Below are 4,538 nucleotides of genomic sequence, written 5' to 3'. Positions count from 1 at the left end.
CCAAGAAGATGTTCTATCACGTTAAGGCATTTGCCATCGGATTTTTCTATATCAATTACGGATTTGTTTGAGGCAGCATACATTTTAGGACACCACCAACCATTAAGCGTCGTAGAACTACTGGACAAACTATCCATCAGACATAGAGCAAGTTTCAGAACAACCTATCTGGTTCCCGCATTGACACAAAACCTGGTCGAAATGACCTTGCCTGACAAACCCAAAAGCCCCAACCAAAAATACCGCCTGACCGCCAAAGGGCGGGCATTACTACAACGCACAAAAGCCCCCCGATAACCCATCCACCAACACGCAAAAACCATGAACCTCGACAAACAAAAAATTCTCATCACCGGCGGCACTACCGGCATCGGCGCGGCGCTTGTCGCCCAGCTCCAAAACCACGGCGCCCGCGTCATCACCTGCGCCCGCCACCTCCCCGAACAGCCGCTGCCCGGCGTCGTTTACCGTCGCTGCGACCTCGCATCCTCTGCCGAACGCGCCACCCTCATCGCCTGGATAGAAAACGAACACCCCGACATCGCCGTCCTTATCAATAACGCTGCGATGCAACACCCGCTCGATTTCATCCATGACACACAGCAGCAACTACAAACCACCCTCGCGCAAGAACTGGCGCTCAACCTCGAAGCGCCCATCGCCCTTGCTGCCGGACTGCTGCCCGTGCTCGCGCAAAACCCCTGGGGCGCCATCATCAACATCACCACCGCCCTTGCGCTCGCGCCGAAAAAAAGCGCGCCGGTGTACTGTGCCAGCAAGGCCGGGCTACACAACTTCACCCGCGCCCTGCGTTACCAGACCGAAGCTGCTGCGCCACACATCCAGGTACAAGAAATCATCCCGCCGCTCGTTGCCACCCGCATGACCGCCGGACGCGGCACCGGCAAAATGACACCAGACGCAGTCGCCACCGCTATCATCCGCGCTATTGAACGCGGTGATAGCGAACACTACATTGGCAAAACCCACCTGCTCAAATGGCTGCTGCGCCTTGCGCCCGGCGTTGCCTACCGTATTCTGAAAGACGGATAGCCAGACGTTTTACATACACCATAGTCGCTACCCTGTATGTAAATTCCGCTTTATCCTAAAACCCAAAAGGAGCCCCCATGAAACTCTACTACGCCCCCGGCACCTGCGCCCTTGCCTGCTGGATCGCCCTCGAATGGGCGAACGCCGACTACGAAGTGCAGAAAGTCGATTACGCCGACCCCGCATACAAAAAAATCAACCCGCTCGGCATGGTGCCGGCGCTGGACATCGGCGGCAGCCGCGCCATGACCCAGGCGAACGCCATCCTGCAATACATCGCCGACAGCCACCCCGCCGCCCGCCTCGGCGCCGCAGACGGCCTGGAAGCGCAGTTTGAATTCAACGAAACCATGGCGTTCCTCACCGGCGACTTCCACCCCGCCTACTGGCCGATGTTCTCCCCGGCGCGCTACACCACGGACAAAACCCCGGCCGCACACAACGCTGTGCGCGAAGCCGCCTACGCGCGCATTGACCGCGTCATGACATTTCTCGACGGCCTCATCGGCGAACGCGGCCACGTGTACCGCGACCGCCGCAGCGTCGCCGACGCCTACGCCTACGTCATGGCGCGCTGGTCGGTAAAAACGCCGAAACCGTACAGCGAATACCCGCACCTCGCCGCCTTCATGACACGCATGGACGCCGACGCCGCCGTCAAGCGCGTCCTCGCCGCGTCCAACGCCTGACACTACTAGCCGGTATAAAATTTCCCCACCCCCAAACACAAGGAAACCCCATGCACCTCCGCCATCTCGCCGCCGCCTGCGCCCTTGCCCTCAGCGTCACCCACGCCGCACCCGCCCCAAGCTGGCTGCAAGCAAACCTGCCGCCGCAAACTGCCGCCTATCTGCGCCTGCCCAGCCCGTGGTTCCTCGAAAACCACGCCCTGCCCGCAAGCACCATCTACCAAAGCGACGCCTACCGCGCACAAGCGGGCGCCATCCGCAGCGCCCTCATCCAGCAACTCCTCACCCTGTTGCCGCCAGAAGCCCGCGAGCCGCTGCAAAACCTGCAACAGCACCTCGACGCCCCGCTGGAAATCGCCCTGCTACAAGACAAAAACGAACTGAACCTGCTCATCGCCGCCACCGCCCAATTCGCCGACAACCAGGCACTCCAACAAACCCTGGCGCAAACCTTCCCCGCGCCGTGGCAAGTCAGTGCCGACCGCATCAGCGCGCCGAAAAACCCGCCCATCGCCTACCGCTACGACGCCGCCAACCAGCGCTTACTGCTCAGCACCGGCCTCGTCCAGAATCCGGCGGACAGCCTCAAACTACTGCACGAAGACGGCGGCGACGCGCCCTTCACCGCACTACAAAACCGCCTCGACCCCAAAGCGGACGGCCTCTACCTCTGGCTCGACCCGCAAAACCCGCTCATCCAAATGAAAACACGCGACTGGCAGCCCATCCTGCAACGCCTCGGCCTTGACCACACACGCCAACTAGCCCTCGCCTGGAGCGTGAGCGACGACCGCCCGCGCCTGCAAATCAGCCTCATCCAGCCGGACAACACCCCGCTCAACCTGCCAACCGCCCGCGGCGCCAAACTTGACCTGCCCTACCACGGCGACATCAGCGCGCTCGCCGCCCTCACCCTGCCCAGCGACGCGCAAATCGAAGGCATCGCACAAAGCGGCGGCAAACTCAAACAAGCCCTACAACAAACCCTCGGCATCAGCGCCGACGACCTCGCCGCCCTCGGCACCCTTTACTACCTCGCCGACGACAACGGCGGCTACCTCGTCCTACCGCAAAGTGCCAAACCCGCGCTGGACGCCCTGCTCGGCAAACTGCAACAAAGCGGCGTGCTCAACAAACGCGAAACCCTGCAAGACGGCATCGAACACCTCGCCTTCACCAGCCTCACCGCACAAGGCGCCAGCCAGGCCGCACAACAAAACCCGCAGAACGCCGCCTTCATAACCCTGATGAGCCAACTACAAAACCACTACTACCTGCGCACTGAAGGCGACTACCTCCTCATCAGCGACCTGCCGCAGCCGCTGCTCGCGCGCAAAAACCTCGCCGCCGATGCGCCGACCGTCGCCCGCTGGCTTGCCGCCGAACACATCGACCTCGGCGACAGCGCCTACGCCTACATCCAAAACCAGCGCCACCTCGGCCGCGACAGCTACTACAACGGCCTGAAGCGCCTGCAAACCTACGCCGACCTCGCCCAAACCCCGCTTGACCTCGCCGCCCTGCCCGACGCTAGCCAACTGCCCGCGAGCGGCGCCGTTGCCCTGCGCCTGCGCGGCGACGGCAAAAACCCGACGCTGACCCTAGACCTGCAAAACGGCATTGACGACCTCGCCGCACTTGCCGGCGGCGGCACCGCCACCCTCGCCACCCTCGGCATCGTCTCCGCCATTGCCCTGCCGGCCTACCAGGACTACACCATCCGCAGCCGCATCGCGCAGAACCTCCTCCCGGCGAGCGCTCTGCAACACGACCTCGCCGACGCACTCGCAGCGGGCAAAAAAATCAACACCAAAAACTACCCGTCTCCCGGCAAAAACATCCACGTCGAAACCAGCGGCGACATCCGCATCACCCTGGAAAACGCCGACAAATACAGCGGCGCGACGCTGACCCTGCACTACGACCGCGCGGGCAAACAATGGCAATGCCAAACCGTCATCCCGGCGCGCTACCTGCCGCCGCAATGCCGCTGACTGCCCGCGCCACCTGACGCGACCCTTTCCCCCAGCCCAAACCGAGAGGTACTCCCATGAAACTGCAACTCCTGACCGCATTGACGGCTCTGGCCCTGCTCACCGCCTGCGGTGGCGGTGGCGGCGATGACAACCCGTCCGCTGACAAACCCGACGGCAATGCCCGAACCGGCAAAACCTATTTCATGCCGGATGACGGGGATGAACCTGACAATGACAGCGCCTGGCGCGATTTCGCCGGATTTACCCTGAACCGCAACGGCAATACCATCACCAAGCTACAATTTGGCAAGGGACTGACGGTCAACACCACACACATCCCCGCCGGTTTTGCCGAATTTCCGGCACAAATGACGATTGACAGCAAAAATAGCAGCGGCACCACAGAAAATGTCAACATCCGCTCCTACCAGGGCTTCCATGCAGGCATTCTTGCCATCAACGGCGGCGTCAACAGCCTGGCGAACCGCCTCGGCATAGACGAAAGCGGCGCGGCATATATCGACCCGACCAAAACCCTGCCGGCGGCGGGCAAGGCGACCTACAATGGCCGCGCCTTTGACACCGACCCCACGCACGACGCCACCCTGCGCTACACCATCGACTTCGGCGCACGCCGTGGCGCGGGCGAAATCACCGCCTCGCGCGGACTGGGGCGCATCACCCTGCACGAAGCGCCCATCACCCGCTTCAGCGCCGAAGAAAACCAATTTGGCGCGATGCCCACCTATGGCATCGAAGGCAGCCGCACCATCGACGGCAAGCAGATGCCGGGCAGCTATACCTTGGGCATTGCCGGGCC

The 4,538-nt window shown here is 62.3% G+C and carries 5 protein-coding genes; all 5 read left to right on the top strand.

All coding sequences use genetic code 11. The annotated features are described in order from the left end of the window. Positions 1-297, top strand: a 297-nt coding sequence (locus Q0349_RS13130) for a Fic family protein (protein WP_366916331.1), incomplete at its 5' end; no start/stop codon positions are given. Between the two features lie 24 nt (positions 298-321). Further along, positions 322-1,053 (top strand): SDR family NAD(P)-dependent oxidoreductase, encoded by a 732-nt coding sequence (locus tag Q0349_RS13125; RefSeq protein ID WP_079540949.1) that lies wholly within the window; start codon positions 322-324, stop codon positions 1,051-1,053. A gap of 77 nt (positions 1,054-1,130) precedes the next feature. Next, the gene (locus tag Q0349_RS13120) at positions 1,131-1,742 is read left to right on the top strand and encodes a glutathione S-transferase N-terminal domain-containing protein (protein ID WP_298081467.1); all 612 of its coding nucleotides are present in this window, start codon (positions 1,131-1,133) and stop codon (positions 1,740-1,742) included. A gap of 50 nt (positions 1,743-1,792) precedes the next feature. After that, positions 1,793-3,736, top strand: a complete 1,944-nt coding sequence (locus tag Q0349_RS13115; protein ID WP_298081466.1) for a pilin — start codon at positions 1,793-1,795, stop codon at positions 3,734-3,736. A gap of 56 nt (positions 3,737-3,792) precedes the next feature. Continuing rightward, positions 3,793-4,538 (top strand): factor H binding protein domain-containing protein (locus Q0349_RS13110; protein WP_298081465.1); only part of this gene is annotated, 746 nt, incomplete at its 3' end.

The organism is uncultured Cardiobacterium sp. (assembly GCF_938028185.1).
In the GTDB taxonomy this organism is placed as follows: Bacteria; Pseudomonadota; Gammaproteobacteria; order Cardiobacteriales; family Cardiobacteriaceae; genus Cardiobacterium.
Note: the sequence above shows the minus strand (reverse complement) of the source record. Positions and strands in the feature narration are given on the sequence as shown.